The organism is Mesorhizobium sp. B3-1-9 (assembly GCF_006439595.1).
In the GTDB taxonomy this organism is placed as follows: domain Bacteria; phylum Pseudomonadota; class Alphaproteobacteria; order Rhizobiales; family Rhizobiaceae; genus Mesorhizobium.
Genome location: NZ_VFTJ01000001.1, coordinates 556,496 through 582,075, shown reverse-complemented (window position 1 = coordinate 582,075; position 25,580 = coordinate 556,496). Strand labels below are relative to the sequence as shown.

Below are 25,580 nucleotides of genomic sequence, written 5' to 3'. Positions count from 1 at the left end.
GCTTGCGCCCATCTCGCCAGGCGTGGCATCGGTTGCAGCGTTTTGAGCAAGTCCGAAGACAGAGACAGTGGCACGCCAACCCGACCGACGATCAGCAACCCCAAAGGTCAGCCTCGCCCGAGCGCTTTCCAAGCTTGGCTTCTGCTCGCGCACGCAGGCCGAGCGTTTCGTCACCGAGGGGCGGGTACAGGTCGGCGGCAAGACGGTGCGCGATGCCTTGCTGCGCATCGATCCCGACCGCGACCGCATCACCGTCGACGGCGAGCGCGTCGTTGCCGAGCGCAAGGTCTATCTGATGCTCAACAAGCCGCGCGGGCTGGTCACGACCCGCGACGACCCCGAAGGCCGCGGCACCGTCTATGACTGCCTGGAAGGGCTCGACCTGCCCTTCGTGTCACCCGTTGGCCGCCTCGACAAGGCGAGCGAAGGGCTGCTTTTGATGAGCAACGACACGCGCTGGGCGAACGGTCTGCTCGACCCCGCCTCGCATGTCGCCAAGACCTATCACGTGCAGATCGCGGCCGTGCCCGACGAAGCGATGCTGGAGCGCTTTCGCCAAGGGGCGGTCGTCGACGGCGAGTTGCTCACCGCAAGCTCGATCGCGCTGTTGCGCAGCGGCGGGCGGACGGCGTGGCTGGAAATCGTGCTCGACGAGGGACGCAACCGGCAGATCCGCAGGCTGCTCGGCGCTTTCGACATCGAGGTGCTGCGGCTGATCAGGGTGGCGATCGGCGGATTGCAGCTCGGCGAGCTCGCCAAGGGCAAGGCGCGGCATTTGACGAGCGAGGAGCTGGCGATCTTGTCGACTTGACGCGCCAAGCACTCCCCCTCACCCGGATTGCCAGCCGAATTGAAGGCAATTCGGGGCAATCCGACCTCTCCCCAAGGGGAGAGGAGGTCGCCGGCGCCGAAATCAGCCTCTTCTCCCCGCCGGGGAGAAGGTGGCCGCGAAGCGGCCGGATGAGGGGGAGCCCGCGCTCGCTACTTCTGGTTCCACCTCCGGATGACCGGCTCGGTCAGATCGTGCTCGTAGCCGAGGATGCTGAGGCTGGCGGTGTCGAGCACGAAATGCTCGCCGCCTTGCGGCGGCAGGCCGACCCAGCGCGACGCGAACACACGCAGGAAATGCGAGCTGGAGAAGATGAGCACATTACCGGCAACCGCGCGCATCCCGGCGATGATGGTATCGGCGCGGGCGCCGACATCGGCCGCCGTCTCGCCGCCCGGGCAGCCGTCGCGAAACAACTGCCAGCTGGAACGCTTGGACAATATCTCCTTGGTCGTCACGCCTTCATAGGCGCCATAGTCCCATTCCTGCAGGTCGACCTTTTTCACCGCGCGCTCGCCGAAACCGGCGAGCCGGCAGGTGTCGAAGGCGCGCTGCGACGGGCTCGACCAGACCGCCTGGAAAGTCAGGCCCTTGAGCCGGTCGGCGACGCCGCGCGCGGCCTCCTCGCCTTTCGCGGTCAGAGGGATGTCGGTGCGGCCGGTATGCCTGCCCGAGAGACTCCACTCCGTCTCGCCATGACGGACAAGATAGATCTCGGGATACGCACTGCTCATCGACCGCCCTCTCGGCTGAATGTTTCGCCGGGAATCCGGCTCGCGCAGCCTATGCGGCGGCCGACAAAAAGAACAGGCCGCGGCGATTGCCGCGACCTGTTCGGCATCGGGAGGATGCTGGTTGGCTAGGCAGGCTGCAGGCCGCCCGACAACGCGAGGTCGGCTTCTTCCGACAACTGGCCGGCCATGGCGGCGGCGAACCTGGTCTGGTCGAGCTCACCTTCCCAGCGCGCCACGACGATGGTCGCGACCGCGTTGCCGACGAAGTTGGTGAGCGCGCGGCATTCCGACATGAAGCGGTCGACGCCGAGGATCAGCGCCATGCCGGCGACCGGCACGGAGGGCACTACCGAGAGCGTCGCGGCCAGTGTGATGAAGCCGGCGCCGGTGATGCCGGCGGCACCCTTCGAGCTCAGCATGGCGACGAGCAAGAGCAGGATCTGGTCGCCGAAGGTGAGCGGCGTGTCGGTCGCCTGGGCGATGAAAAGTGCTGCCAGCGTCATGTAGATGTTGGTGCCGTCGAGGTTGAAGGAATAGCCGGTCGGGATGACCAGGCCGACCACCGAGCGGTTGCAGCCGGCGCGCTCCATCTTGGCCATCAGACCGGGAAGTGCTGCTTCCGACGACGATGTGCCGAGCACCAGGAGCAATTCTTCCTTGATGTAGCGGATCAGCGCCAGGATGGAGAAGCCGTTATACCATGCCACAGTGCCGAGCACGACGAGCACGAAGAGCAGCGATGTCAGATAGAAGGTGCCGATCAGCATGGCGAGGTTGGCGATCGCGCCGATGCCGTATTTGCCGACGGTGAAGGCCATGGCGCCGAAGGCGCCGATGGGCGCCGCCTTCATCAGGATGGCGACGAGGCGGAAGACCGGCGAGGTCAGCGCCTGCAGGAAATCGACCACGGGGCGGCCGCGCTCGCCGACCAGCGCCAGCGCTATGCCGAACAGCACCGAGAAGAACAGGACCTGCAGGATGTCGCCCTGCGCGAAGGCGCCGGTGATGGTGTCGGGGATGATGTTCATCAGGAAGCCGACGATGGAAGAGTCATGCGCCTTCTCGGTGAAGGTCGCCACCTTCGATGGGTCGAGGGTCGCGGGATTGATGTGCATGCCGGCGCCGGGCTGGATGACGTTCGACACGACGAGGCCGACGATGAGCGCCAATGTCGAGAAAACGAGGAAATAGATCATCGCCTTGCCGGCGACGCGGCCGACCTTGTGCAGGTCGGAGACACCGGCAATGCCGGTTGCCACAGTGAGGAAGATCACCGGCGCGATCACCATCTTGACCAGCTTGATGAAGGCGTCGCCAAGCGGTTTCAGCGATGCGCCCAGCTCGGGGTAGAAATGGCCAAGCAGGATACCGGCGGCAATCGCCACCAGGACCTGTACGTAGAGATGCCGGTAAAAGGGAATCTTGCCGCGCGGTTCGGCGGCAGCGATTGCTGTCTGCATGATGTCCTCCGTTCGGCCCCCGATCGAGACGCTCGACCTCCCAGGGGGCTATTGACCTCCACAGCCTCGCGGCTGCTGGGGATGCATTTGCAACCCGCGTGCCAGATGATGTCCGGAATCTCGCTCTGTTGATTTTGTTGGATTTTTCGATCCGGCGACAAGCGTGTTGGAGAACACTAGTGCGGTTATCCGCATAGGTTGAATTGCGCTTTGTGCGAAATCATGCACAGATGCGGCATGCTGCAACGCCCGGCCGCTGCCCTCGCCCCAACGCCCGAACTGCTTGCCGGGCGGGCACGGCGCACCTGGCTGCTGTTTACGGCGGTGGCGCTGCTGATCGTGCTCGCGGCGCTCTACGGCGCCGGGCTTTATGGTCGCTCGGCCGAGATCGAGACTCTAGCCGCGCAAGGGCGCACGGACGCCAACCTCAAAGTCGCGCTGCTGCGCGCGGTGCTGGAAAATCCGCGCGCGCTGCCGCTGCTCCTGTCGGAAGACCAGCAGGTGCATGATGCGCTGGCCGAGCGCAACCCCGCATCGATCGACGTGCTCAACCGCAAGCTCGAAGGGCTGGTCTCGGGCACCAAGGCCTCGGTGCTTTATGTCACCGGCACGGACGGCCTGGCGATCGCCTCCAGCAATTGGCGCGAGCCGGTGAGCTTCGTCGGCAACGACTATGGTTTTCGCGCCTATTTCTCTGTCGCGATGGAAACCGGCACGGCCGAATATTTCGCGCTCGGCAATGTCAGCAAACGTCCCGGCCTCTACATCTCGCGCCGCGTCGACGGCGCTTCGGGGCCGCTCGGCGTCGTCGTGGTCAAGATGGAGTTCGACCAGCTCGAGTCCGACTGGCGCGAGGCGAACCGGCCGGCCTATGTCAGCGATGCGCATGGCGTGGTGCTGATCACGAGCGTGCCCTCCTGGCGTTTCATGACGACGGCGCCGCTGGCCGCTCCGGTTACGGCCGACATCCGCGCCAGCCAGCAATTCGGCGATGCGCCGCTGGTGCCCTTGCCGATCACGAAACCGCAACCGCTCAGCCCCGATGTCGCGCTTGTCCAGGCCATCACGCCCGGCGGCAGCGATGCGGAATATCTGCGGCTTTCCACAGCCGTGCCGTCGACACCCTGGCGCCTCGACTATCTCGTTCCTGCCGAAGCACCGGTCGCGGCGGCGCAGCGGGAAATGCGGCTCCTGGTGCTCGGTGTCCTCGTGCCGCTCATTGCCTTTGCCGCCTATCTGTTGTGGCGCCGGCAATCCGGCCAGATGCGGATTGCCGCCGAACAGGCCGCGCGCGCCGAGCTCGAGCGCCGGGTCGTCGAGCGCACGCAGGATCTGAGCCTGGCGCGCGACCGGCTGCAGGCCGAGATCGCGGACCATCGCAGCACCGAAGCCAGGCTGCAGGTGATGCAGCAGGAGTTGGTGCAGGCCAACCGGCTTGCCACGCTTGGCCAGGTCGCGGCCGGGGTCGCGCATGAAATCAACCAGCCGGTGGCGACGATCCGCGCCTATGCCGACAATGCGCGTGTCTTCCTCGAACGCAAGCAGAGCGCCTCAGCCGAGGAGAACCTTGGCGCCATCGCCGCGCTGACCGAGCGCATCGGCTCCATCACCGAAGAGTTGAAAGCTTTCGCCCGCAAGGGCCGCACCGCCGCCGAACCGGTCGAACTGCGCGGCGTGATCGAAGGCGCCGTCGTGCTGCTCAGGAGCCGCTTCGCCGGCCGGCTTGATGCGCTGGCGATCACGCTGCCGCCGCCGGCGCTGAAGGTTATGGGCAACCGGCTGCGGCTGGAGCAGGTGCTGATCAACCTTTTCCAGAACGCGCTGGAGGCACTCGATGGCCGCGACGACGCGAAAGTCGAGGTTTCGACGGCCGAGATCGGCGATGACGTCGCGCTCATGGTCTCGGACAACGGCCCGGGCATTCCGTCCGCGATCCTGAAGTCGCTGTTCACGCCCTTCAACACCTCCAAGGAAAAAGGCCTGGGGCTCGGGCTCGTCATTTCCAAGGACATCGTCACCGACTATGGCGGGCGCATCGAGGTCTCGAGCAGCGGCCAGGGAACACGCTTCACCATCCATCTGTCGAAAGCCGGCGCTGCATGACGAAGCACGATCCAGCCCCGGTGATCCTGATCGATGACGACAGCGATCTGCTCAAGGCGACAAGACAGACGCTGGAGCTTGCCGGCTTTGTGGTGTCGGCCCATTCGGTGGCAAGCGAAGCGCTGGCGACGCTCGACAGGAATTTCGCCGGCGTGGTGGTGTCGGATATCCGCATGCCGGAGATCGATGGGCTGCAGCTTTTCGATCGCGTGCTGCTACTCGACCCCGATATCCCCGTCATCCTGGTCACCGGCCATGGCGATATCGCGATGGCCGTGAAGGCGATCAAGGACGGCGCCTACGACTTCATCACTAAGCCTTTCGCCGCCGACAGGCTGGCGCAGAGCGTTGCCCGGGCCGCTGAAAAACGCCGCCTGGTGATGGAAAACCGCGCCTTGCGCGAGGCGGCCGAGCAGGCGCAGGAAGGATTGCCGCTGATCGGCCAGACGCCGGCCATGGAGCGGCTGCGCCGGACATTGCGGCAGATCGCCGACACCGATGTCGACGTTCTGGTGACCGGCGAGACCGGTTCGGGCAAGGAGGTGGTGGCGAGCCTGCTGCATCGCTGGAGCCGCCGCGCCAAGGGCAATTTCGTCGCGTTGAACTGCGGCACGCTGCCGGAGACGGTCATTGAAAGCGAGTTGTTCGGACACGAGGCCGGCGCCTTCACCGGCGCGCAGAAGAAGCGCGTTGGCCGCATCGAGCATTCGAGCGGCGGCACGCTGTTCCTCGACGAGATCGAGAGCATGCCGGCCTCGACGCAGGTGCAGATGCTGCGCGTCTTGGAAATGCGCGAGGTGACGCCGCTCGGCACCAATGAGGTGCGCCCGGTCGACCTGCGCGTCGTTGCCGCCGCCAAGGTCGATCTCGGCGACGCCGGCCAGCGCGGCAATTTCCGCGAGGATCTCTATTACCGGCTCAATGTGGTGACGCTTTCGATCCCGCCGCTGCGCGAAAGGCGGGACGACGTGCCGCTGTTGTTCGGTTATTTCGCCGATCGCGCCGCCGCCCGCTTCCGGCGCGCCGTGCCAGCAATCTCCGCCGCGGTTCAGCGCCATCTCGGCGAACATGACTGGCCCGGCAATGTGCGCGAGCTCGCTCATTTCGCCGAACGCTTCGTGCTCGGGCTGGACGACGTTGCCGCCGCGTCTTCCCCGGCGGCAACGGAGATCGGCACCCCCACGCCCTTGCCGGAACGGCTCGATCGCTACGAAGCCGAAATTATCCGCGAGACACTTGGTCGCAATGACGGCGACGTCCGCCGCACCATCGAGGCGCTCGGCATTCCGCGCAAGACGTTCTACGACAAGCTGCAGCGGCACGGCATCGTGCGCAGCGATTTTTCCAGGTAGATCAGGGCCAGAGATGGAGCTGATATCGTCGGAAAACCCCTTCGCATCTTTCGGCATCATGCTGTGGGAACCGCAACGCCGCTGCGCCGTTGAAACCGACCGGGAAACCGTGGCACGTCGGCATCAGCCGGGCAGCGGATGCATCGCCGTGGCGGTTTTGCCGGGTTGCGCTCGGCAGGCGTTGATGGTTTGTTGCCGCCCAGCGGAGAACGAATGATGCGCGAATCCCTCGGTCAAGACGAATATGGCTCGACCAGCCCCTTCGACCCTGACGACCTGCCCAATCTCAATGCGATGGGGCCGGCGATGGGCGGCGGCAATGATTTCGAGAAATACGCGGTCGCCGTCATCATCGTCTTCGGCGCGCTGATCATCGGCGGCCTGATGGCCGCCTCCATGTCCTTCGGCCACCGCAACGGCTTCCTGTTCGCGCTTGGCGGGGCCACGGCGGCCTGGATTTCCGGCAATGCGCTGCTGCTCGACCGGCCACGCATCTATGCGCTGTTCGTCGCCATCGCCGCCGTGATGCTGATTGCCTCGACCATCACGCTGGTCGTGTAATTTTATCTGAGCATGATCTCGTTCACGCTTTTTGGGATCATGCTTTAATATCCCAAAGCCTCGCCGGCTGCCGCGCGGCTGTCAATGGCGCCGTTGTAGCGCGCGCCGCCGCCTTTCTCGATCTCGCTGAGGCTCTTGCCGCCGACCAGAATGCCGGCGGCTTGTCCCCAGGTCTCGTCGCTCAAGTCCAGATGATAGCCCATGCCGGCAAGCAGCTTCTCCGTGTCCGGCGAAAGCCCGAACGGTTCGACATAGATGGTGTCCGGCAGCCATTGATGATGGATGCGCGGCGCGTCGATCGCCTGCTGGATGTCCATGCCGTGGTCGATGACGTTGACGATCGCCTCGAGCGTGATGGTGATGATGCGCGAACCGCCCGGACTGCCGATGACCATGAACGGCTTGCCGTCTTTGGTCACGATGGTCGGGCTCATCGAGGATAAAGGCGTCTTCTTCGGCTGGATGGCATTCGCCTCGCCCTGGACCAGACCGTAGAGGTTCGGCACGCCGGGCTTCTGGGTGAAATCGTCCATCTCGTTGTTGAGCAGGATGCCGGTGCCGTCGGCGACGACCCCGGCGCCGAAGGAGCCGTTCAGCGTATAGGTGACGGCCACCGCGTTGCCGTCCTTGTCGATGATCGAATAATGCGTGGTTTCCTTCGACTCGCCGAAGCCCTTCGGCATCAGCTCCTTCGACACGCCGGCACGGAACGGGTCGATCTTGTCGCGAATGTCTTTCGCATAGGCCTTGTCGACCAGCTTCGAGACCGGATTGTCGACGAAATCAGGGTCGCCGAGCGCCGAGTTGCGGTCGACATAGGCGTGGCGCATGGCTTCCACCATGACGTGAACCGTCTCGGCCGAGCCGGCGCCGAGATAGGAGAGCGGATAGCCCTCCAGCACGTTGAGTATCTCGCAGATGATGACGCCGCCCGAGCTCGGCGGCGGCGAGGAAATGATCTCGTAGCCGCGATAGGAACAGGTCACCGGCTTCAGCTCGCGCACGGCATATTGCTCGAAATCAGGCTTGGCGAGGATGCCGCCTTTCGCGCCGCTCGCCTTGACGATTTCATCGGCAATCGACCCTTTGTAGAAGGCGTCCGGGCCTTTTTCCGAGATCGCCGAAAGGGAGGCGGCAAGGTCCGGCTGAACGAGCTTCTCGCCTATGCCGTAAGGCTTGCCGTCCTTTTTGAGGAAGATGGCGGCGGCAGCCGGGTCCTTCGCCAGCCGGTCGGCGCCGCCGGCGAACGAAGCCGCGTCGCCCTGGTTGAGCACGAAGCCGTCCTTGGCGTATGCAATCGCCCGCGCCATCAATTCCTGTCGCGGCAGCGTGCCGTATTTCTCGCGCGCCATCTCGAAGCCGGCGACCGAGCCGGGCACCCCGACCGCGAGATAGCCGTCGAGGCTGGCGCCTTTCACCGGATTGCCGTCCTTGTCGAGATACATGGACTTGGTCGCGGCGAGCGGCGCGCGCTCGCGGAAATCGAGGAAGGTCGTGCGGCCGTCCTTCATGCGCACGGTCATGAAGCCGCCGCCGCCGATGTTGCCGGCATTGGGATAGACGACGGCGAGCGCATAGCCGACGGCAACAGCGGCATCGACCGCATTGCCGCCCTTTTTCAGCACGTCGACGCCGATCTCGGTCGCCAGATGCTGGGCCGTCACCACCATGCCGTGCTCGCCCTTGGCCGGTTGCGGCGAGGCGGCGAGGACGATGGTCGGCGGCGCGAGGGCAATTGCGAGCGAAAGGGTGACGCCGATCAGCGTCCGACGGGTCAAGGGCATGGCGGTGCTCCTGGCGTTGGGGACGCCCAGGAAAGACCCTGCCAGCGGACCTGTCCACCGCCAATGGCGCTGGACCAGATCAAATCCGATATCTGCCTGTCAGACGATGCCGCCGCCACCGCCGGCTACTGCCGGCCGCTCGGCCGCGACCTTGGCCCGGTAGCCGGCCTCGCGATAGGCGGCGACCGGATCGATCGCGCCGCCGGTGCGCAGTCTGGCCATCGCCAAGATCGGCTCGACATCGGTGCGGTAGGCGCTTTTAAGTGTCTGCGTCGCCATCAGCGCGTCGTTCTCCTCCTGGAAGCCATCCAGCGCCTTGCGGTCGACCAGCAGCGCCTGCGCATAGGCGCGCTGCACCTCAACCGCCGACAGCATCAGGCTTTCGATCGGATCGGTGACGTTGTGGCTCTGGTCGAGCATGTGCGCGGGGTTGAAGCCGTCCGCCCCGGAGAGCTCGGCATCGACCAGCTCGTTGAAGACGAGGAACAGCCGGTAGGGATCGATCGAGCCGGCGTCGAGATCGTCGTCGCCATACTTGGAATCGTTGAAGTGGAAGCCGCCGAGCTTGCCGAACTGGATCAGCCGCGACACGATCATCTCGATGTTCACGTTGGGCGCGTGATGGCCGAGGTCGACCAGGCAGAAGGCCTTGTCGCCGAGCTCCCTGGCAATGATGTAGTTGGTGCCCCAATCCTGCACGACGGTCGAATAGAATGCCGGCTCATACATCTTGTGCTCGGTGAACAGGCGCCAGTCGGCCGGCAGGCCGGCATAAATTTCGCGCATGGCATCGAGATAGCGCTCGAACGCCTTGGCGAAATTGACCTGGCCGGGGAAATTCGAGCCGTCGCCGATCCACACCGTCAGCGCCTTGGAGCCGAGCGTCCTGCCGATCTCGATGCATTCGAGATTGTGCTCGACCGCCTGGCGGCGCGTGCCGGCATCGGCATGCGAGAGCGAGCCGAATTTGTAGGAAAGCTTCTGGTCCTTCGCGTCGGAGAAGGTGTTGGAATTCATCGCGTCGAAGCCGAGGCCGAAGCGGGACGCCGCCTGCTTCAGCCGGTTCGCATCGGCCTTGTCCCACGGGATGTGCAGCGAGACGGTCGGCGTCGCCTGCGTCAGCTGGCTGATGACGGCGCAGTCCTCGATCTTGTCGAAGATGTCGCGCGGCTCGCCGGCACCCGGAAAGCGGGCGAAGCGCGTACCGCCGGTGCCGACGCCCCAGGACGGGATAGCCACGCCGAATTTCTCGACCTTGTCGCGGATGGCGTCGATGGCGATGCCGCGCCGGTCGAGGCGCTCGCCGAGCGAGGCGTAATCGCGCTCGAGGTCGGGTTTGCGCGCGGCGTTGTCCTTTTCGACGACGTCGGCCGAGATGATCTGTTCGGACACTGCACTTCCTCCCAAGAACGTGTTCGGCCGGCGCTGCCCCTCATCCGCCTGCCGGCACCTTCTCCCCGTCGAACGGGGAGAAGGAAGCTTATCGCGTAAAACTTTGCGCGTTGCCGGCGTCGACGTTGACGATATTGCCGGTCGATTTGGCCGACATGTCGGAGGCGAAGAAGTAGATCGCCTCGGCAATGTCTTCCGGGAAGACCGAGCGCTTCAGCATCGAGCGCGAGCGGTAATGCTCCTCGAGATCGTCGGTCGACATCTTGTAGGCGGCGGCGCGCTGTTCCTTCCACTCGCCGGTCCAGATTTTCGAACCGCGCAGCACGGCGTCCGGATTGACGACATTGACCCTGATCTGGGCTTCCGCGCCCTCCAGCGCCAGGCAGCGGGCAAGATGGATCTCAGCCGCCTTGGCCGTGCAATAGGCGGACGCATTCGGCGATGCGGCGAGGCCGTTCTTGGAGGCGACGAAGACGACGTTGCCGCCGATCTTCTGGGCGCGGAACAGGCGGAAAGCCTCGCGCGAGACGAGGAAATAGCCGGTCGACAGGATGTCCATATTCTTGTTCCACAACGCCAGCGTCGTCTCCTCGATCGGTGCCGAGGAGGCCAGGCCGGCATTCGAGACCAGGATGTCGACGCCGCCGAATTCGACCGCAGTTTCGGCGAAGCCGGAAAGCACTTGATCCTCGGAGGTGACATCGATGCGCACCGGACGGACGAAGTCTTTTCCGTAGGCCTTCGAGAGCTCGTCATTGGCGCTGGCCAAAGCCGCTTCGTCTATATCGGCGAGCACAACGCAAGCGCCTTCGCGCAGCAGCCGGTTGGCGGTGGCGCGGCCGATGCCGCCGGCGCCGCCGGTGACCAGCGCGATCTGGCCAGCCAGCGCCTTCGGCTTCGGCATACGCTGCAGCTTCAGGTCCTCGAGCAGCCAGTATTCGATGTCGAAGGCTTCCTGCGCCGGCAGGCCGACATAGGACGAGACGGTCGAGGCGCCGCGCATGACGTTGATGGCGTTGACATAGAACTCGCCGGATATGCGGGCGGTCGCCTTGTCGCCGGCGAAGGTGAACATGCCGACGCCCGGCATCAGATAGACCACGGCATTGGGATCGCGGATGGCCGGCGAGTCCGGATGCTTGCAGCCGTCGTAATAGGCCTGGTAGCCGACACGATAGGCGGCAATGTCTTCGGCGAGCCGCGCGATGACGGCGTCGACATCGGGCTTTGCCGGATCGAACTCGATCACCAGCGGTCGGATCTTGGTGCGCAGGAAGTGATCGGGACATGATGTTCCGAGCGCCGCCAGCGGCCGCAGGTCCTTCGAATTGACGAATTCGAGCACGGCCGGCTGGTCGTCGAAATGGCCGAGCTTGTGGCTCGTTTCGGAGATCAGGCCGCGGATCCTCGGCATCAGCTTGGCGGCGATGGCGCGGCGTGCCGGCGCGTCGAGCGACTGGACCGCCTCGCCGCCGAAGATCGCCTTGCCCTCGGATTTCCGCTCGAACCAGTCGATTGCCTGGTTGATCACCGAGATCGTCGTGTCGTAGCACTCCTTCGGCGTGTCGCCCCAGGTGAAGAGGCCGTGGCTTTCCAGCACGACGCCCTTGGCCTCGGGGTTTTCGAGGCAGAATTTCTCCAGCCACAGGCCAAGCTCGAAGCCCGGCCGCTTCCAGGGCAGCCAGCCGATGGCGTCGCCGAAGATCTCCTTGGTGATCGCCTTGGAATCCTTGGCCGCGGCAACCGCGATGATGGCGTCGGGATGCATGTGGTCGATGCAAGCCTTCGGCACGTAAGCGTGCAGCGGCGTGTCGATCGAGGCCGCGCGCGGATTGAGGTTGAAGGTGCAGTGGGGCAGGTAGCCCACCATCTCGTCCTCGTGCTCGACGCCGCGATAAAGACCTTTGATGGCACGCAGCTTGTCCATGTAAAGCGTGGCGAAACCGTCAAGCTTGATCGAGGCGCTGTCGCCACCGGAGCCCTTGACCCAGAGGACTTCCACCTCCTCGCCGGTGAGCGGATCCTTCTGCCGGACCTTGGACGAGGTGTTGCCGCCACCGTAATTGGTGACGCGCTTGTCGGACCCCAGCGTATTCGAGCGATAGACCAGGAGCTCGGGACCGCTCATCCCTTCGGCTTTTGCATCGTCCCAAAGATTGGCGAGGCGCGAGCCGGAGCGCTTGTCGAGCATAGGTATCCTCCCTTGGAGCGCGAACGCCGCACCCCTCATTTCTCGCCAGGAATGTCTACGCAAGCGCCTCGCTTGTCAATCACAAACGATCAATATCGATCATATTGCACTGCACAATGAAAATATTTGATCGGAAATGATTGACACTGCGCGTTTTCTAAGGCCTGATGCTTGGGCAGGGAGGAACCATGCACGAGAAAGAGCGCCACAGGATCATTCTGTCCGCCGTCCAGGAAAAGCCTGTGGTGACGGTGCAGGAAATGGTCGAGCTGACGGACTCCTCCGAGGCGACGATCCGGCGCGACATCGCGGCCCTCCACGTCCAGAAACGCTTGCGCCGGGTGCGCGGCGGCGCCGAGGCGATCTCGCCGCCGCAGTTCATCGGCCTTGCCGGCCGGCCCTTCTCGGTCAACGAAACGCTGAACGCCGCGCAAAAGCGGGCGATCGCGCGGGAAGCCGTGAACCTGTGCACGGACGGCGAGCCGATCATCATCAATGGCGGCACCACAACCTTCCAGATGGTGCATTTCCTGACCGGCCGCCGGATGCCGATCTTCACCAACTCCTTCCCGATCGCGGAGCATCTGCTCAAGCACTCGAAGAACACGGTGATGCTGTCGGGCGGCACGATCTACCGCGAGCAGAACATCATCCTGTCGCCTTTCGACAATGACGTGACGCGCAACTTCTATGCGCGGCGCATGTTCATGGGTGCGCAGGGGCTGGGGCCGCTCGGACTGATGGAAGGCGATCCGCTGCTGATCCAGGCGGAACAGAAGCTGATCGACCAGGCCGATGAATTGGTGGTGCTGGTCGATTCCTCGAAATTCCGCATGCGCTCCAGCCTGATCCTGTGCGGGCTGTCGCGCATCGCGACCGTGATCACCGACGACGGTATCGAGGATCGCGAGGCCAAGATGCTGGAAACGGCGGGCGTGGCGCTGATCGTCGCCCGCAGACAGTCAAGCGACAAGGAAGAATCTTCACTGCAGGCCTGAGGGAAACTCGCGCCCGCAGCGGCGATGGAATGCAACGCTCAAGGGAGGATATTCGATGAGCTTTTTGAAGAAACTGCTGGTTACGGCGGCCTTTTCCGCCGCCATGTTCGTGAATGCCGCCAATGCCGAGAACGTCAAGATCGCCCTGGTGGTGAAGTCGCTCGGCAACGGCTTCTTCGACGCCGCCAACAAGGGCGCCGAGGAAGCGGCCAAGGAACTGGGCGATGTCGATGTCATCTACACCGGCCCGACCAAGGCGACCGCCGAAGCGCAGATCGAAGTGATCAATTCGCTGATCGCGCAGAAGGTCAACGCGATCGCCGTTTCGGCCAATGACGCCGACGCCCTGGTGCCTGTGCTGAAGAAGGCGATGGAGCGCGGCATCACCGTCATTTCATGGGATTCCGGCGTCGCCAAGGAAGGCCGCCAGCTTCACCTCAACCCGTCCGACACCGGCCTGATCGGCGAGACGATCATCAAGCTTGCCGCCGACTACCTGCCGGAAGGCGGCGACGTCGCGATCCTCTCGGCGTCCTCGACGGCGACCAACCAGAATGCCTGGATCGAGGCGGCCAAGAAGGTGCTGCCGGAGAAGTTCCCGAAGATCAAGCTGGTCGCCACTGTCTATGGCGATGACGACTCGGCCAAGAGCACCGATGAAGCCAAGGGCCTCTTGAAGTCTTATCCGAACCTCAAGGCAATCATCGCGCCGACCACCGTCGGCGTCGTCGCCGCCGCGCAGGTCGTCACCGACGAGAACCTGATCGGCAAGGTCAACGTCACCGGCCTGGCGCTGCCGTCCGAGTTCAAGAAGTTCATCGACAACGGCGCTTCGCAGGCCGTTGCTCTCTGGAACCCGATCGATCTCGGCTACTCGGCGATCTACCTCGCCCATGACCTGGCGGTGAAGAAGGAAGAAGCCAAGCCCGGCGCTACGCTGTCGATCGGCCGCGTCGGAAAGGTGACGCTCGACGACACCAACTCGGCCGCGATGGCTCCGCCCTTCCAGTTCGACAAGACCAACATCGAGAAGTTCTCCAAGATCTATTGATTCCGGTCGACTTCAAGCTCATGCGGCGGGACAATTGTCCCGCCGCATCTTCAAACGGACCTTCTCTCGGGGCCTGATACGGATATGGACACGACAGCCCAGCGCAAAATAGAGACGGAGCGGCCCCAGCCTTCAGGCCCGGCCCAAAGCACCTCTCCTCGCCTGACGCTCTCAGGCATCTCGAAAAGCTTCCCGGGCGTGCGTGCCCTGCATAATGTCAGCCTGTCGCTCTATCCTGGACAGGTGACGGCGCTGATCGGCGAGAACGGCGCCGGCAAGTCGACGCTGGTCAAGATCATGACCGGCATCTACCAGCCCGATTCAGGCGAGATCGGCATCGACGGCCAGGCCACGACGCTGCCCAGCGCGCATGCCGCCTTCGGCCACGGCATCACCGCCATCCATCAGGAAACCGTGCTGTTCGACGATCTGTCGGTCGCCGAAAACATCTTCCTCGGCCACGCGCCGCGCACCCGTTTCGGCACCATCGACTGGCGCACGATGCGCAAAAACGCGCGCGAGGTGCTGGAGACGATGCGCGCCGGCCATATCGACGCCGATGCACGACTGAGAGATCTCGGCATCGCCAACAAGCACCTTGTGGCAGTCGCCCGCGCCATGTCGATCGATGCGCGCATCGTCATCATGGACGAACCGACCGCAGCGCTTTCGATGAAGGAGATCGAGGAGCTTTTCCTGCTGATCGAATTCCTGAAAAGCGATGGCAAGGCGGTGCTGTTCATCAGCCACAAGTTCGATGAGATCTACCGCATCGCCGATCGCTATACGGTGTTCCGCGACGGCGAGATGGTCGGCGAAGGCCTGCTCAAGGACGCCAGCCAGAACGAGATCGTGCGCATGATGGTTGGCCGCAATGTCGACCACATCTTTCCGCAGCGCGAGCCGAAGATCGGCGCGCCGGTGCTGTCCGTCTCCGGCCTGTCGCATCCGACCGAGTTCGACGATATCGGCTTCGAATTGCGCAAGGGCGAGATCCTCGGCTTCTACGGGCTGGTCGGCGCCGGGCGCAGCGAGGTGATGCAGGCGATCGCCGGCATCACCCGCACGAGCCGGGGCGCGATTTCACTCGACGGCCGGACGATCGCACCGAAATCGGCTGCGGATTCGATCGAGGCCGGCATCGTCTATGTGCCCGAAGAACGCGGCAAGCAGGGCGTGGTCATCGGCCTGCCGATCTTCCAGAACGTGTCGCTGCCGTCGCTGGCGCGTACCTCCAAATCCGGCCTGCTGCGGCTGGTGGAGGAGTTCGCACTCGCCCGCTCCTACACCGAGCGGCTCGACCTGCGCGCCTCATCGCTCAGCCAGGACGTCGGCACGCTTTCCGGCGGCAACCAGCAGAAGGTGGTCATCGCCAAATGGCTGGCGACGGCGCCGAAGGTCATCATCCTCGACGAGCCGACCAAGGGCATCGACATCGGCTCCAAGGCCGCCGTGCACGGCTTCATGGCCGAGCTGGTCGCGCAAGGCCTGTCGGTGATCATGGTGTCGTCCGAACTGCCGGAAATCCTCGGCATGTCGGACCGCGTCGTGGTCATGCGCGAAGGCCGTATCGCGGCGACCTACGACAACAAGAGTCTCGACGCCGAAACGCTGGTTCGGACGGCAGCGGGGATCGCGGCATGAAGAGCTTCCTCAAATATCGCGAGATCTGGCTGCTTGCCGGCATCGTCGTGCTGATCGGCCTGATCTCGACGCGCTTCCCCGGCTTCGCCGACCCGGCCAATCTGCGCCAGGTGTTCAACGACACCTCGATCCTGATGATCCTGGCGCTGGGGCAGATGGTGGTGATCCTGACGCGCTCGATCGATCTGTCGATGGCCTCCAACCTCTGCTTCACCGGCATGGTGGTGGCCATGCTCAACGCAGCGCATCCGGCGATCCCGATCCCGTTGCTGATCGTCATCGCGCTTCTCGTCGGCCTGGTGCTCGGCGCGATCAACGGTTTCCTGGTGTGGCGGCTGAACATCCCGTCGATCGTGGTGACGCTGGGCACGCTCACCATCTATCGGGGCGCCACCTTCGTCGTCTCCGGCGGCGCCTGGGTCAATGCCGACCAGATGAGCCCGGACTTCATCAACTTCCAGCGCGTTGCCTTCCTCGGCCTGCCGGTGCTGTCCTGGATCGCGATCGTCGTGATCGCGCTGTTCTTCCTGGTGATGACGCGGACCGCGATCGGCCGCTCGATCTACGCCATTGGCGTCAATCCGACCGCCTCGGTCTATGCCGGCATCGATGTCGGCCGCACCAAATTCATCGTCTTTTGCATTTCCGGCATGATCGGCGGGCTCGCCGGCTATTTGTGGATCTCGCGCTATGTGATCGCCTCGGTTGAGGTCGCCAACGGCTATGAGCTCAACATCATCGCCGCCTGCGTCATCGGCGGCATCTCGATCGCCGGCGGCATCGGCTCGGTCGGCGGCGCGGTGCTGGGGGCGCTGTTCCTCGGCATCATCTCCAACGCGCTGCCGGTCATCAACATCTCGCCCTTCTGGCAGATGGCGATCTCGGGCAGCGCCATCATCCTGGCCGTGGTGCTCAACGCGCGCGGCGAGCGCCGGCAGGGCCGCATCATCCTGAGAAAGGCGGAAGCGGCATGACCGACACCCCTACCCCGCGCCATATCCCCGACCGGCTCGACAAGCCGCTGTCCTCGGCGATCTTCTCCTGGGAAGCGCTGCTGGTCGTCATCGCGGTCGCCATCTTCGCGGTGAACAGCTTCGCCTCGCCCTATTTCCTCGACCCGTGGTCGCTGTCGGACCTGACCTTCAACTTCACCGAAAAGGGGCTGATCGCTTTAGCCATGGCGCTGCTGATCATCTCCGGCGAGATCGATCTCTCGGTTGCCGCGATCGTGGCTTTGGCCTCGACGATGATGGGCATGGCCGTGCAGGCCGGCGCCGGCACCCCGGTGCTGGTGGCGATCGGCATCGTCGTCGGCCTTGGCTGCGGCGCCTTCAATGGGCTGCTGGTCACGCGGCTCGGCCTGCCTTCCATCGTTGTCACCATCGGCACGATGAGCCTGTTCCGCGGCATCGCCTTCATCATCCTCGGCGACCAGGCCTACAAAGGCTATCCGGAAAGCTTCGCCTTCTTCGGCCAGGGCTATGTCTGGTGGGTCTTCTCGTTCGAGCTGGCGCTGTTCCTGGTCGCGGCGCTGATCTACTGGTTCGTCCTGCACCGCACGAGCTTCGGCCGCCGGGTCTTCGCCATCGGCAACAACCCGGTGGCCTGCCAATTCTCCGGCGTGCGCGTCAACCGCATCAAATTCATCCTGTTCTGCCTGACCGGGCTGATGTCGGGCATCGCCTCCGTGCTGATCACCTCGCGGCTCGGTTCGACGCGGCCGTCGATCGCGCAGGGCTATGAGCTCGAAGCCATCACCATGGTGGTGCTGGGCGGCGTCTCGATCCTCGGCGGCGCCGGCAGCATTTTGGGTGTCGTGCTCGCCGCCTTCATCATGGGGCTGGTGACGTTCGGCCTCGGACTGCTCAACGTGCCCGGCATCGTCATGTCGATCTTCATCGGCCTGTTGCTGATCATCGTCATCGCGCTGCCCATTATCTGGCGCCGCCTGCGCGTGGGACGCTTCGCCTGATGGAGAAATACGCCTTCAAGATGAAGCTCAATCCCGGCATGAAGGCCGAGTACCAGCGGCGCCATGACGAGATCTGGCCCGAGCTGGTTGATCTGCTGAAGCAGGCCGGCGTCTCCGATTATTCGATCCATCTGGACGAGGAAACCAACATCCTGTTCGGAGTGCTGTGGCGTCGTGACGACCACGGCATGGCCGACCTGCCTAGACATCCGGTGATGCAGGGCTGGTGGGCGCATATGGCCGACCTCATGGAGACGAAACCCGACAACGAGCCGGTGGCGGTGCCGCTGGAAACAATGTTCCATATGGCATGATCGTCGCCGTCATCGATATCGGCAAGACCAACGCCAAGGTGGCGCTGGTCGATCTCGCGACGCTGAGCGAGATTGCACTGCGCCGTATCGCCAATGCTTCTGTGCGGCAGGCGCCCTACCCGCATCACGATGTCGGGGCGCTGTGGACGTTCATCCTCGACAGCCTGGCCGATCTCAACCGCGAACAGCGGATCGATGCGATATCGATCACCACGCATGGCGCGACCGGCGCGCTGGTCGACCGCTCCGGCGAACTGGTGCTGCCGGTGCTCGACTATGAATTCGACGGCCCCGACCAGCTTGCGGCCGACTACGACGCCGTGCGTCCGTCCTTCGCCGAAACCGGTACGCCGCGGTTGCCGATCGGCCTCAATCTCGGCGCGCAATTCTTCTGGCAGCAGAGACAATTCCCGGCGGAATTCGCCAAGGCCGCCGCGATGCTGATGTATCCGCAATACTGGGCGCTGCGGCTGACCGGCGTTGCGGTCAATGAGGTGACGTCGCTCGGCTGCCACACCGATCTGTGGAATCCCTGGACGTCCGATTACTCCTCGCTGGTCGACAGGATGGGCTGGCGCCGGTTGATGGCGCCGGTGCGGCCAGCAAAGGATCGGCTTGGCCCGATCCTGCCGGAGCTGGCGCAACGCACAGGGCTCGACCCGCAGACGCCCGTATTCTGCGGACTGCACGATTCCAACGCCTCGCTGCTGCCGCATCTGTTGTCCGACGCACCGCCCTTCTCGGTCGTCTCGACCGGCACATGGGTGGTGTCGATGGCGGTCGGCGGCAGCAAGGTGGAACTCGACCCGGCGCGCGACACGCTGGTCAACGTCAATGCGCTCGGCGATCCCGTGCCGTCGGCGCGTTTCATGGGCGGACGCGAGTTCTCGCTTTTGACCGACGGCCAGCCACAGGAATGGAGCAAAGACGACGTTGCCGCCGTGCTGGCGCAGAAAGCTCTGCTGCTGCCGTCCACTCAGCAGGGCTCCGGACCGTTTCCGCAGCGCGCCGCGCAATGGTGTAACGCCGACGACCTGAGCTCCGGCCAGCGCTTCGCCGCCATCTCATTCTACCTGGCGCTGATGACCGTGACCTGCCTGGAGCTGATTGGCGGCGACGGGCCGACAACCGTCGAGGGACCGTTCGCGCAGAACCCGCTTTTCATCCGCATGCTGGCGGCAGCGACGGGAAGGCCCGTCATTGCATCGGAGACCTCGACCGGCACCAGCATCGGCGCCGCGCTGCTGGCGTCGGATGTTACGGTCACGAGCAAAGGCGAACGCACCGCACCGCCAATCGAGCGCGCCTGGCGCGAATACGCGTTGGCCTGGCAGCAGGCGTGAAGTTCTAAGCCGGCTCAGCGCACCGTCCCGTAGAGCAGTCCCCGCGGGTCGATCTGCGGCTTGCGGCCGGCGACGACGTCGGCGAGGAACTGTCCCGAGCCGCAGGCCATGGTCCAGCCGACATGGCCGTGGCCGGTGTCGAGATAGAGATTGCGGTATTTCGCCCGGCCGATGACCGGCACCGAGTTCGGCATCATCGGCCGCAGGCCCGCCCACAGCACGGCCTTCTTCTCGTCGAAGGCGCCCGGGAAAAGGTCCTTTCCGGTTTCCAGGATGGTTCTGAAATCGCCGGGCTTGAAGCTGCGGTCGAAGCCGGTGAATTCGGCCGTCGAGGACATGCGCAAGCGGTTGCCGAGCCTCGAATAGCCGATCAGCCGGTCCTCGTCGGCGCCGCCCATGGTCGGCCCCTTGCTTTCGTCTTCGAGGGGAATCGTCGCGGTGTAGCCTTTCACCGGATAGACCGGCAGGTCGATGCCGTAGCGGCGGCCGAGCAGGCCGCTTTCCGGTCCCATCGAGATGACGACGGCGTCGCCGGTGACCGGTCCTGCCGAGGTCATCACCGCACGCACCCGATCTCCCTCGATGTCGAGGCCCTCGACCGTCGTGCCGAACAGGAACTCCACGCCGAGCTTTTCGGCTGCATAGGCGGCGAGCCGGTCGGTGAACTGCTTGGAATCCCCGGTCTGGTCGATCGGCGAATAGATGCCGCCGGCGATCTTTTCCTTCACGCCGGCAAGCCCTGGCTCCAGCTCGACCAGGCGCTCGCGGCCGACGATCTCGATCGGCACGCCGTGCTCGCCGAGATAGCGGTAATTGTCGGTGCCGGTGTCGAGGCTCTTTTGCGATCGGAAGAAGTAGAGAATGCCCTTCCTGCGTTCGTCGTAATGGATGCCGGTTTCCTCCGAGAGCGCGTTGATGCAATCGCGGGAGTGGAGAGCCAGCCTGAGCTTGATATCGGTATTGGCGCGCAGGCGCTTCACCGTGCATTCGCGCAGGAAACGCAGGCTCCAGAGATAGAAATAGGGATCGAGGCGCAGCCTGACCTTGATGCCGAGGTCGTGGTTCCAGAGCGCGCGCAGGAAGGTCTTCAGCGCGGCGGGCGAGGCCCAGGCGGTTGCGTCGCCCGGCGAGACCAGGCCGGCATTCGACTGGCTGGTGCCGCGCGCCGCCGCCTCGTGGCGCTCGATCACCGTCACCTCATGACCGTCCTTTGCCAAATAATAGGCGGCCGCCGTGCCAACCACGCCGGCGCCGAGAACCAAGACCTTCATGCCGTCCCCTCAGGATCGAACAGGGCAGCGCGCCTCCGCGCACCGCTGCATGAGGCTCAATACCGCGTCTAAAGACGCCGGACGAGCCCTTGGCCCAACAGCTCAGTTTCATTACGCAATTCCGGAGGGAAGGCTACGGCGAAGTCGCCGAACCCAACCGCTACACACTTTTCCCGGAATTGCTCAGGTTCCAACGGAGTTCTTGGTCGTCAGGATTCGTTCCCAGGCCAGCGCATCGTTGACGATCAAGTCGAGATCGTCACGCTGCGGCGTCCAACCGAGTTCGTGGCGGGCAAGCTCGGAATTGGCGACCACGGCGGCGGCGTCGCCCGGCCGGCGGTCCCCCATGCGCACATCGAAGTCGTGGCCGAAGGCGCGGCGCACGCTGTCTATCACCTCGAGCACGGAATAGCCGTGGCTGTAGCCGCAATTGGCGACGAGGCTCTCGCCACCGGCGCGCAGACGCTGCAGCGCCAGCCGGTGCGCGGCGGCGAGATCGCTGACATGGATGTAGTCGCGCATGCAGGTGCCGTCCGGCGTCGGATAGTCATTGCCGAAGACCTGCATGAAGGGGCGCTTGCCGAGCGCGGTCTCGCAGGCGACCTTGATCAGATGCGTGGCGCCGGGCGTCGACTGTCCGGTGCGGCCCTTTGGATCGGCGCCGGCGACGTTGAAATAGCGCAGCGCCGTGTAGCGGATGTCGTGCGCCAGGGCGGCATCGCGCAGCATCCACTCGCTCATCAGTTTGGAAAGGCCATAGGGCGATTCCGGCGCAAGGCGGGCATCCTCGCGCACCGGCTCCAGCCCGGCGCCGCCATAGACGGCGGCGGTGGAGGAGAAGATGAAATGCGGCACGCCTTCGCGCACCGCGGTTTCGATCAGCGTGCGGGTCTTGCAGGTGTTGTTCTCGTAGTAACCGAGCGGGTCGGCGACCGATTCCGGCACGACGATCGAACCGGCGAAGTGGATGATGGCATCGACCTTGTTGTCGCGGATGATCCGGCCAACCAGGTCACGATCGGCGACATCGCCGACGACCAACCTTGCTTCCGGGGCCACCGCCCATTCGAAGCCGGTGGAAAGCCGGTCGAGCACCACGACGCTCTCGCCGGCGTCCAGCAGCTCCCAGACCATGTGGCTGCCGATATAGCCGGCACCGCCCGTCACCAAAACCGTCATCATCTACCTCGCTGATCAAGATTTTATCGGAAACTGTCTCAACAGCCACCGTGCTGGAAACCCCGCCGCAAGCTCGTTAAGCCTATGTCGTTCGCCCAAACCGCTGTGCACTTTTGGGCGATATGCATTGGCCTCCCTACAGTGTTAAGTCCGTAACAGTTCCTCCCGCCCGAGGCATCGTACTGAAACAAAGCTGCTTCAAACAGCCGGGAATAGGCCACGATCCGGCATCGTTAGGAACAGGGTAAAGGCGTGGCATTTTGACCGGTTGGGTCCGGTGGACGTGGCATGGGGCAGTGACTATGATCCGCCGCAAAATTGGGAAGCCGACATGAATTACCAGCGGTTCTTCGAAGATGCGATCGACCAGCTCCACGCCGAGCGTCGCTACCGCGTTTTCGCCGACCTTGAGCGCATGGTGGGCAAGTTCCCGCGCGCCATCTGGCGTTCCAACGGCCGTGCCCAGGAAATCACCGTTTGGTGCTCCAACGATTATCTCGGCATGGGCCAGAACGAAGATGTCATCGCCGCCTTCCAGAACGCGGCCGGCCGGATGGGTTCGGGCGCCGGTGGCACCCGCAACATCTCCGGCACGTCCAACCCGCTGGTCGAGCTGGAGCATGAGCTCGCCGACCTGCACGACAAGGAAGCAGCCCTTGTCTTCACCTCGGGCTTCGTCTCCAACGAGGCCTCGATCTCGACCATCGCGCGGCTGCTCCCCAATTGCCTGATCATCTCGGACGAGCTGAACCATGCCTCGATGATCGAAGGCGTGCGGCGCTCGGGCGCGGAAAAGAAGATCTTCCGCCACAACGACGTCGCGCATCTGGAAAGCCTGCTGCAGGCGGCAGGCCGCGAACGCGCCAAGCTGATCGTCTTCGAAAGCGTCTATTCGATGGACGGCGACATCGCGCCGATCAAGCAGATCGTCGAGCTCGCCGAACGCTACAACGCCATGACCTATATCGATGAGGTCCATGCCGTCGGCATGTACGGACCACGCGGCGGCGGCATCACCGAGCGCGAAGGCCTGGCCGACCGCATCGACATCATCCAGGGCACGCTGGCCAAGGCCTTCGGCACGCTGGGCGGCTACATCACCGGCACCAGCGCGGTGATCGACGCCGTGCGTTCCTATGCGCCGGGCTTCATCTTCACCACCGCGCTGCCGCCGGCCATCGCCGCCGCCACCACCGCCTCTATCCGCCACCTCAAACGCTCGCAGGTCGAGCGCGACGCACAGCAACGCCAGGCGGCGCGCACCAAGCAGGTGCTTGCGGCGGCCGGCTTGCCGGTGATGGAATCGGCCACCCATATCGTGCCGGTGCTGGTCGGCGACCCCGAGCTTTGCAAGATGGCCAGCGACCGCCTGCTCGGCGTGCACGGCATCTACATCCAGCCGATCAACTATCCGACGGTGCCGCGCGGCACCGAGCGGCTGCGCATCACGCCGACGCCGTTCCATTCGGACGCGCTGATCGCCGAATTGCAGGACGCGCTGGTCGAGACCTGGGATGCGCTGGGCATTCCCTATGCCAGCTCCGGCCGTCCCGCTGTCGCCAAGACCGATCGGATCATTCCGCTCCTGGTGCCGAAATCAGGCGGCTGACGTTACGTCTGCCTAAGAACGAAGCGGTGCGGAAAAGGGTTCGTAAACAAACACTTCCCGCCCGATTGCGACCTCACACCGTCTTCATCCATTTCGCCAAACGATGCGCCGCTTCCTCGAGCTGATCGAGGCGACGGTGGAAGCATAGTCTGAGGAAGGCTTCGCCGCCGGGGCCGAAGGCGGTGCCGGGCGCCAGGCCGACATTGGCGTTGTCGACGATGTCGAAGGCGGCTTTTCGGGCATCGGCGAGGCCGTCGACCCTGAAGAACAGGTAGAAGGCGCCCTGCGGCACGGTGAAACGCGCCTTGCCGGTTTCGCCCAGAATGCCGCAGACGAGATCGCGGGCGGCACGCGCGCGCTCCACCTGTTCGGCGATGAAGCCGTCGCCCTCGTCAAGGGCGGCGACCGCGCCGCGCTGCATGAACTGCGCGACGCCCGAGGTCGAGTACTGGATCAGGTTCTCGAAAACCTGCTGCAAGGCGGGATGGGTCTTGATCCAGCCGACGCGCCAGCCGGTCATCGCCCAGTTCTTGGAGAAACTGTTGACGAACAGGATGCGGTCCTCGGCCGTGGCGATGTCGAGGAAAGACGGCGCGCGGCCATGGCCGTAGTGGAACAACGAATAGATCTCGTCGGCGATAATCCACAGGCCCTTTTGGCGGGCGAGGTCGAGAATCGCCTGGAGCGTCTCCTTGTCGGCCGTCCAGCCGGTCGGGTTGGACGGCGTGTTGATGAACAACAGCTTCGTGCGCGGCGTGATCGCGGAGGCGATCTTGTCGACATCGCAGGACCAGCCATTGCCGGATTGGTCGAGGGTGACCGGCACCGGCACGGCGCCCGCCACGCCGGCGGCCGCGGCGAAATTCGGCCAGGCGGGCGAGAGGTAGATCACCTCGTCGCCGCTGCCGGCGATCGCGTCGTTGGCCAGCTGGATGGCATGCATGCCGGATCCGGTGACGATGAACTCTTCCTCGGCGAAGGTCCCGCCGAAATGCCTGGCGTAGTAGCGGGCGAGCGCCTGCCTGAGCGCGGGAATGCCCTTCTGCCAGGTGTAGAACGTCTCGCCGTCGGCCAGCCCTTTGGCGGCGGCATCGCTGATGAAGGAAGGCGTCGGCAGATCGCCCTCACCGGCCCAGAGCGGGATCAGGCCTTCACGCAACCGGCCGTGATTGATGACGGCGACTATGCCGCTTTCGGGTGCGGCTCGGGCTTCGGTGCGCAAGGTCTGGATCAGGGTCATGCAAGAATCCGTCCGGTTTTTCATGACTGCTAGCCTCTTTTACGGCAGCCGCAAACAGAAAACCCCGGCCGCAGGCGGCCGGGGTTTTGGTCCAGGGCGCTCGTTGCGGAGTTACCGTTTCGCGAGCAGGTCGCGGATTTCGGTCAGCAACTGCACGTCGGCCGGCGGTGGCGCAGCGGCAGGCGCGGGCTTTTCGCGCTCCAGACGCTTGCGCATATTGTTCACGGCCTTGACCATTAGGAAGATGATGAAGGCAAGGATCAGGAAGTTCAGCACGGCAGTGATGAAGCTGCCATAGGCAAAGACGGCGCCCTCTCTCTTGGCATCGGCCAGCGCGGTCGAGTGGACGTTCGAAGACAGCCCGAAGAAGTAATTGTTGAAGTCCAGCCCGCCGAAAATCGCGCCGACGATCGGCATGATGATGTCGTCGACCAGCGAAGTGACGATCTTGCCGAAGGCGGCGCCGATGATGACGCCGACGGCCAAGTCCATCACATTGCCCTTGGAAATGAATTCCTGGAATTCTTTCAGCATTCGACCCTCCGTGACGGAC

At 64.3% G+C, this 25,580-nt stretch carries 21 protein-coding genes; 12 read left to right on the top strand and 9 right to left on the bottom strand.

Annotation, left to right across the window (positions count from 1 at the left end; translation table 11 throughout):
* The first annotated feature begins 67 nt into the window (after positions 1 to 67).
* Complete coding sequence (locus tag FJW07_RS02695) at positions 68 to 811, top strand: pseudouridine synthase (protein WP_140854271.1); 744 nt, start codon at positions 68 to 70, stop codon at positions 809 to 811.
* A gap of 170 nt (positions 812 to 981) precedes the next feature.
* Here the strand turns inward: FJW07_RS02695 and FJW07_RS02690 are convergent, their stop codons facing one another.
* Both FJW07_RS02690 and FJW07_RS02685 read right to left on the bottom strand, forming a co-directional pair.
* Entirely contained in the window at positions 982 to 1,563 is a 582-nt protein-coding gene (locus FJW07_RS02690; protein ID WP_140854269.1) for a histidine phosphatase family protein, read from the bottom strand.
* A gap of 125 nt (positions 1,564 to 1,688) precedes the next feature.
* Entirely contained in the window at positions 1,689 to 3,023 is a 1,335-nt protein-coding gene (locus FJW07_RS02685) for a dicarboxylate/amino acid:cation symporter (RefSeq protein ID WP_140854267.1), read from the bottom strand.
* A gap of 237 nt (positions 3,024 to 3,260) precedes the next feature.
* Here FJW07_RS02685 and FJW07_RS02680 point away from each other — a divergent pair, with 237 nt between their 5' ends.
* The 3 genes from FJW07_RS02680 (at position 3,261) to FJW07_RS02670 (ending at position 7,039) form a co-directional block, all read left to right on the top strand.
* Complete coding sequence (locus FJW07_RS02680; RefSeq protein ID WP_140854265.1) at positions 3,261 to 5,126, top strand: ATP-binding protein; 1,866 nt, start codon at positions 3,261 to 3,263, stop codon at positions 5,124 to 5,126.
* Positions 5,123 to 6,478 (top strand): sigma-54 dependent transcriptional regulator, encoded by a 1,356-nt coding sequence (locus tag FJW07_RS02675; RefSeq protein ID WP_140854263.1) that lies wholly within the window; start codon positions 5,123 to 5,125, stop codon positions 6,476 to 6,478. The genes FJW07_RS02680 and FJW07_RS02675 overlap by 4 nt, the downstream gene beginning before the upstream one ends.
* Before the next feature lie 213 nt (positions 6,479 to 6,691).
* On the top strand, positions 6,692 to 7,039 hold the full coding sequence (locus tag FJW07_RS02670) for a hypothetical protein (RefSeq protein WP_246680626.1): 348 nt from the start codon (positions 6,692 to 6,694) through the stop codon (positions 7,037 to 7,039).
* A 44-nt stretch (positions 7,040 to 7,083) separates the two neighbouring features.
* On the opposite strand, the gene ggt is transcribed toward FJW07_RS02670, so the two are convergent.
* From ggt to FJW07_RS02655, 3 genes are all read right to left on the bottom strand, one after another.
* A complete protein-coding gene (gene ggt, locus FJW07_RS02665) occupies positions 7,084 to 8,823 on the bottom strand; it encodes a gamma-glutamyltransferase (RefSeq protein WP_140854261.1) in 1,740 nt (579 codons plus the stop codon).
* A gap of 99 nt (positions 8,824 to 8,922) precedes the next feature.
* The gene (rhaI, locus tag FJW07_RS02660; RefSeq protein ID WP_140854260.1) at positions 8,923 to 10,215 is read right to left on the bottom strand and encodes an L-rhamnose catabolism isomerase; all 1,293 of its coding nucleotides are present in this window, start codon (positions 10,213 to 10,215) and stop codon (positions 8,923 to 8,925) included.
* An 88-nt stretch (positions 10,216 to 10,303) separates the two neighbouring features.
* The gene (locus FJW07_RS02655; RefSeq protein WP_140854258.1) at positions 10,304 to 12,406 is read right to left on the bottom strand and encodes a bifunctional rhamnulose-1-phosphate aldolase/short-chain dehydrogenase; all 2,103 of its coding nucleotides are present in this window, start codon (positions 12,404 to 12,406) and stop codon (positions 10,304 to 10,306) included.
* A 188-nt stretch (positions 12,407 to 12,594) separates the two neighbouring features.
* On the opposite strand from FJW07_RS02655, the gene FJW07_RS02650 reads away from it, so the two are divergent.
* The 7 genes from FJW07_RS02650 (at position 12,595) to FJW07_RS02620 (ending at position 19,728) form a co-directional block, all read left to right on the top strand.
* A complete protein-coding gene (locus tag FJW07_RS02650; RefSeq protein ID WP_128259638.1) occupies positions 12,595 to 13,404 on the top strand; it encodes a DeoR/GlpR family DNA-binding transcription regulator in 810 nt (269 codons plus the stop codon).
* A gap of 55 nt (positions 13,405 to 13,459) precedes the next feature.
* Positions 13,460 to 14,455, top strand: coding sequence for a rhamnose ABC transporter substrate-binding protein (rhaS, locus tag FJW07_RS02645; protein WP_140854257.1), 996 nt, complete (start codon positions 13,460 to 13,462; stop codon positions 14,453 to 14,455).
* An 84-nt stretch (positions 14,456 to 14,539) separates the two neighbouring features.
* Complete coding sequence (locus FJW07_RS02640) at positions 14,540 to 16,099, top strand: sugar ABC transporter ATP-binding protein (RefSeq protein ID WP_140854255.1); 1,560 nt, start codon at positions 14,540 to 14,542, stop codon at positions 16,097 to 16,099.
* Positions 16,096 to 17,073: an ABC transporter permease gene (locus tag FJW07_RS02635; protein ID WP_140854254.1), complete on the top strand. Its 978-nt coding sequence runs from the start codon at positions 16,096 to 16,098 to the stop codon at positions 17,071 to 17,073. Before FJW07_RS02640 ends, FJW07_RS02635 begins: the two co-directional genes overlap by 4 nt.
* Positions 17,070 to 18,071 (top strand): ABC transporter permease, encoded by a 1,002-nt coding sequence (locus FJW07_RS02630; protein ID WP_140854252.1) that lies wholly within the window; start codon positions 17,070 to 17,072, stop codon positions 18,069 to 18,071. The genes FJW07_RS02635 and FJW07_RS02630 overlap by 4 nt, the downstream gene beginning before the upstream one ends.
* Positions 18,071 to 18,385: an L-rhamnose mutarotase gene (gene rhaM / locus FJW07_RS02625; RefSeq protein ID WP_181182535.1), complete on the top strand. Its 315-nt coding sequence runs from the start codon at positions 18,071 to 18,073 to the stop codon at positions 18,383 to 18,385. Before FJW07_RS02630 ends, rhaM begins: the two co-directional genes overlap by 1 nt.
* Complete coding sequence (locus tag FJW07_RS02620; protein ID WP_140854248.1) at positions 18,382 to 19,728, top strand: FGGY-family carbohydrate kinase; 1,347 nt, start codon at positions 18,382 to 18,384, stop codon at positions 19,726 to 19,728. Before rhaM ends, FJW07_RS02620 begins: the two co-directional genes overlap by 4 nt.
* A 14-nt stretch (positions 19,729 to 19,742) precedes the next feature.
* Here FJW07_RS02620 and FJW07_RS02615 read toward each other — a convergent pair whose 3' ends face one another.
* Together FJW07_RS02615 and galE are read right to left on the bottom strand one after the other, a co-directional pair.
* On the bottom strand, positions 19,743 to 20,999 hold the full coding sequence (locus FJW07_RS02615; RefSeq protein ID WP_140854246.1) for a D-amino acid dehydrogenase: 1,257 nt from the start codon (positions 20,997 to 20,999) through the stop codon (positions 19,743 to 19,745).
* 183 nt (positions 21,000 to 21,182) lie between these two features.
* A complete protein-coding gene (gene galE, locus FJW07_RS02610) occupies positions 21,183 to 22,178 on the bottom strand; it encodes a UDP-glucose 4-epimerase GalE (protein WP_140854244.1) in 996 nt (331 codons plus the stop codon).
* 331 nt (positions 22,179 to 22,509) lie between these two features.
* On the opposite strand from galE, the gene hemA reads away from it, so the two are divergent.
* The gene (gene hemA / locus FJW07_RS02605) at positions 22,510 to 23,787 is read left to right on the top strand and encodes a 5-aminolevulinate synthase (protein WP_140647393.1); all 1,278 of its coding nucleotides are present in this window, start codon (positions 22,510 to 22,512) and stop codon (positions 23,785 to 23,787) included.
* A 73-nt stretch (positions 23,788 to 23,860) separates the two neighbouring features.
* Here the strand turns inward: hemA and FJW07_RS02600 are convergent, their stop codons facing one another.
* Both FJW07_RS02600 and mscL read right to left on the bottom strand, forming a co-directional pair.
* Positions 23,861 to 25,027: a pyridoxal phosphate-dependent aminotransferase gene (locus FJW07_RS02600; RefSeq protein ID WP_140854242.1), complete on the bottom strand. Its 1,167-nt coding sequence runs from the start codon at positions 25,025 to 25,027 to the stop codon at positions 23,861 to 23,863.
* A gap of 111 nt (positions 25,028 to 25,138) precedes the next feature.
* Positions 25,139 to 25,561 carry a large conductance mechanosensitive channel protein MscL gene (gene mscL / locus FJW07_RS02595; RefSeq protein WP_140854240.1) on the bottom strand — a complete coding sequence of 141 codons (423 nt, stop codon included), beginning with the start codon at positions 25,559 to 25,561 and terminating at the stop codon, positions 25,139 to 25,141.
* Positions 25,562 to 25,580: the final 19 nt, after the last annotated feature.

Coding starts and splice junctions, on each gene's coding strand:
- FJW07_RS02685 (WP_140854267.1), bottom strand. CDS start 3,023: ATGCAGACAGCAATCGCTGCCGCCGAACCGCGCGGCAAGATTCCCTTT.
- FJW07_RS02650 (WP_128259638.1), top strand. CDS start 12,595: ATGCACGAGAAAGAGCGCCACAGGATCATTCTGTCCGCCGTCCAGGAA.
- FJW07_RS02655 (WP_140854258.1), bottom strand. CDS start 12,406: ATGCTCGACAAGCGCTCCGGCTCGCGCCTCGCCAATCTTTGGGACGAT.
- hemA (WP_140647393.1), top strand. CDS start 22,510: ATGAATTACCAGCGGTTCTTCGAAGATGCGATCGACCAGCTCCACGCC.
- ggt (WP_140854261.1), bottom strand. CDS start 8,823: ATGCCCTTGACCCGTCGGACGCTGATCGGCGTCACCCTTTCGCTCGCA.
- FJW07_RS02615 (WP_140854246.1), bottom strand. CDS start 20,999: ATGAAGGTCTTGGTTCTCGGCGCCGGCGTGGTTGGCACGGCGGCCGCC.
- FJW07_RS02670 (WP_246680626.1), top strand. CDS start 6,692: ATGATGCGCGAATCCCTCGGTCAAGACGAATATGGCTCGACCAGCCCC.
- rhaM (WP_181182535.1), top strand. CDS start 18,071: ATGGAGAAATACGCCTTCAAGATGAAGCTCAATCCCGGCATGAAGGCC.
- FJW07_RS02680 (WP_140854265.1), top strand. CDS start 3,261: ATGCTGCAACGCCCGGCCGCTGCCCTCGCCCCAACGCCCGAACTGCTT.
- FJW07_RS02690 (WP_140854269.1), bottom strand. CDS start 1,563: ATGAGCAGTGCGTATCCCGAGATCTATCTTGTCCGTCATGGCGAGACG.
- rhaS (WP_140854257.1), top strand. CDS start 13,460: ATGAGCTTTTTGAAGAAACTGCTGGTTACGGCGGCCTTTTCCGCCGCC.
- FJW07_RS02620 (WP_140854248.1), top strand. CDS start 18,382: ATGATCGTCGCCGTCATCGATATCGGCAAGACCAACGCCAAGGTGGCG.
- FJW07_RS02640 (WP_140854255.1), top strand. CDS start 14,540: ATGGACACGACAGCCCAGCGCAAAATAGAGACGGAGCGGCCCCAGCCT.
- galE (WP_140854244.1), bottom strand. CDS start 22,178: ATGACGGTTTTGGTGACGGGCGGTGCCGGCTATATCGGCAGCCACATG.
- mscL (WP_140854240.1), bottom strand. CDS start 25,561: ATGCTGAAAGAATTCCAGGAATTCATTTCCAAGGGCAATGTGATGGAC.
- FJW07_RS02675 (WP_140854263.1), top strand. CDS start 5,123: ATGACGAAGCACGATCCAGCCCCGGTGATCCTGATCGATGACGACAGC.
- FJW07_RS02635 (WP_140854254.1), top strand. CDS start 16,096: ATGAAGAGCTTCCTCAAATATCGCGAGATCTGGCTGCTTGCCGGCATC.
- FJW07_RS02630 (WP_140854252.1), top strand. CDS start 17,070: ATGACCGACACCCCTACCCCGCGCCATATCCCCGACCGGCTCGACAAG.
- FJW07_RS02600 (WP_140854242.1), bottom strand. CDS start 25,027: ATGACCCTGATCCAGACCTTGCGCACCGAAGCCCGAGCCGCACCCGAA.